Source organism: Saccharospirillum impatiens DSM 12546, from assembly GCF_000423605.1.
In the GTDB taxonomy this organism is placed as follows: Bacteria; Pseudomonadota; Gammaproteobacteria; order Pseudomonadales; family Natronospirillaceae; genus Saccharospirillum; species Saccharospirillum impatiens.
In genome coordinates this window covers 1-2,595 of record NZ_AUIH01000120.1, presented here as the reverse complement: position 1 = coordinate 2,595, position 2,595 = coordinate 1, and the positions used below count along the sequence as shown (strand labels likewise).

Here is a 2,595-nt window from a genome sequence, read left to right as displayed (position 1 = left end):
AATGCTCTTCGATTTCCACAGAAAGACTCCCCGTAAATTCGGTATGATCAAGTCCTGATTATACTGGATTTCCACAGGAAACTACGAAGAGCCCAAATTATAGATGTTCCAGATGATAAGGGTGGAAAATGTTCTGCTGAACCAAAGACCGAAGTGTCCCCGCTGGGGCCTTCGGACGGTGAGGTACAGGCTATGCAACCCAAGTTAGAAGGTTATGAAACAGCACGATTGAGGTTCTTTCGCGATCTTTATGAAAGTGAGCGTATGCGAATCCTCGTCGAGTTAGACGCCCTTCCCGGAAATTCAGATGAACGTATGACGCAAGATCTGGAGCGCAGGCTGCTAGACTATCTTGTGCGAAGTGGAAAGCTGAATGCGGTAGAAGATATGATAGACAGATTAATTCGCGAGCGGAAAGACGGAGTAAGATAATGAATTCAATGGCACGTCACATGCGAATATCGAATGTCGCCGTAAGCGATGAAGATGTTGACTCCCGACAGTCTGCTGCGACCAGCCTTGCAACCAAGTGGGGCAAGGTGAAAAATGTCTCAGCTATAGTGGCTAAGGTGGAGGAGGTTGCAGAAGCTCTAGGAGGCGACGGATCTCCATCTCAGACTCTAGGCGAAGAAGTAGAAGCGGTTATTCAGAAAACTTCATCCTCATACCTATTTGAGGAGCGTCCGCTCGATATTGGTATTTGCGCAGGAGTTGCGATGATTTCAATGTTTGACCGCAAAAGAAACAGCGGTGGTAAGTGGCTAATAACAGATGTATACGCTGTTGCGCTGTGGTCTGCTCTTGGATATCAACCCGCACTCAAAGATGAACGGCGTGAGAGCCTCCGTCGTGAAGTTATATCCGCAGCTTCTAACTGGGCAAAGAGTGCTGCCGAAAAAGAGAGGTTGCGAATAGACGTTCCAGATCCTGCTACGGTAGAGATTACTATTGGCGAGGACGAAAAAGCGAAGAACAATGTCAACGAAGCTATGATGAGCACGGTAGACGCGTTGCGCTATAATGCGACCTTGGATCGAGAGGAGCTCGACTTCTTGTGGTGGGCACAGCTTGGGCGTAGTCGACTTTTAGATAGGCAGCTTTTGGAAATTAAAGAACCGACACGTATTGTTGCCGAAGGGGTGGAAGGTGCTAAGCTGCTTCGCCACCTACCTTGTGAAGTGCATCGCGAAATCGTTCTTAGAACTCTGGATCAAGATCCAGAGCTAGATCTAACCGAACTTCTTGCTGCAATAGGAAGTGACCGAGCAACACTTGGTAAACCTTTTTTGGAAGGCAACGTGGCTGAATATTCATTTGTATTCCCTTTACTCCACGCCTTGGCTACCGGTGAGGCACGGGGCGCTGGAGCAACTGTTAAACGACGAGTCTCGGAGTGGGGCGAGCGAACCTTATTAGAGGCCTGCTTTGTCAGAATGTTGTCGGATGGAGCAGGGAAGTTATGACCGGGTCATGTTCATATGATGGATGCACCGTTGATGATACGGGTGCCTGCGCACTTGAACGAGACCCTTCACTCTGTGCCAATCTTGTGGCTAACAAGGTAGTCGACGAAGCACCTGAGGACGCTGATGATGTTGAAATAGAGTTGCAGTCTGTTGACGGGCCGGGTAACCCTGTGCTCAAGCAACCTATTTACGATGTCGATCTTCCTTCAAGTCGACCTCTCGGATTGAAAGATTTAAATGCATTGATGGGGTCTAGATACGTTAACGTGGTTGGAATCCTTGGAGACCCCGAATCAGGCAAGACGGCTTGTCTGGCAAGCCTATACTTGCTTGTCTCACACGCGAAATTAGAGGGGTGGTCTTTTGCAGATAGTAAGAGCTTGACGGCCTTTGAGGAGATCGCACGCGGCGCCCGAGATTGGAACGAAGGCAAGGCCCCAGAACAGATGACCGTCCACACAGAATTGTCGGATGACCACAGTCCTGGCTTTCTACACCTCAGGCTGGTCAGGGAATCAGATCAAAGGCGCATAGATTTCGCGCTTCCCGATATGCCGGGGGAGTGGACGCAGGCGTTAGTGAGTACAGCCCAATCAGATCGCCTGAACTTTATTAAATCAGCTGAAACAATTTGGGTCGTCCTCGATGGTCGCTCATTAGTTGATGTCGAAAAGCGTAATGGCCTTTTGGCTAGAGTTGGTCAATTGGCAGGTCGATTGAGAACTATGCTAGAAGGCTATTCGCAACGATTGATAGTTGTGGTGACTCATCGTGACTCTCAAGTTATCGACGATCGAGTTAGCATTCGTTTAAAGAGTGCACTTAAAAGACATAGCGAGCATATAGAGGTAGTGAGTATCGCTCCTTTCTCAGATAATCCTAATTCAGTGCCAGCAGGGTTTGGTATATCGGAACTTATGAAAATGACTGCAGAGAACAGAATCGACCGTCCGACTTTCTGGCAATCTAGCGAGCCGGACACTGACGGACGATTGTTCCTCAGCTATAGGAGAAGCCGATGAGTCGTTCTATAATTTTGGCTCTTCGTAGTTTCCTGTGGAAATCCAGTATAATCAGGACTTGATCATACCGAATTTACGGGGAGTCTTTCTGTGGAAATCGAAGAGCA

Annotated in this window: 3 protein-coding genes; all 3 read left to right on the top strand. The window is 48.4% G+C overall.

Annotation, left to right across the window (positions count from 1 at the left end; all coding sequences use genetic code 11):
* Positions 1-192: 192 nt before the first annotated feature.
* Genes G565_RS27835 through G565_RS0120630 form a run of 3 tightly spaced genes read left to right on the top strand, consistent with a single transcriptional unit; the run spans position 193 to position 2,488 of the window.
* Positions 193-432, top strand: a complete 240-nt coding sequence (locus G565_RS27835; RefSeq protein ID WP_028672496.1) for a hypothetical protein — start codon at positions 193-195, stop codon at positions 430-432.
* Positions 432-1,463 (top strand): GTPase-associated system all-helical protein GASH, encoded by a 1,032-nt coding sequence (locus tag G565_RS0120635; protein ID WP_028672495.1) that lies wholly within the window; start codon positions 432-434, stop codon positions 1,461-1,463. Before G565_RS27835 ends, G565_RS0120635 begins: the two co-directional genes overlap by 1 nt.
* The gene (locus G565_RS0120630) at positions 1,460-2,488 is read left to right on the top strand and encodes a TRAFAC clade GTPase domain-containing protein (protein WP_028672494.1); all 1,029 of its coding nucleotides are present in this window, start codon (positions 1,460-1,462) and stop codon (positions 2,486-2,488) included. The genes G565_RS0120635 and G565_RS0120630 overlap by 4 nt, the downstream gene beginning before the upstream one ends.
* Positions 2,489-2,595: the final 107 nt, after the last annotated feature.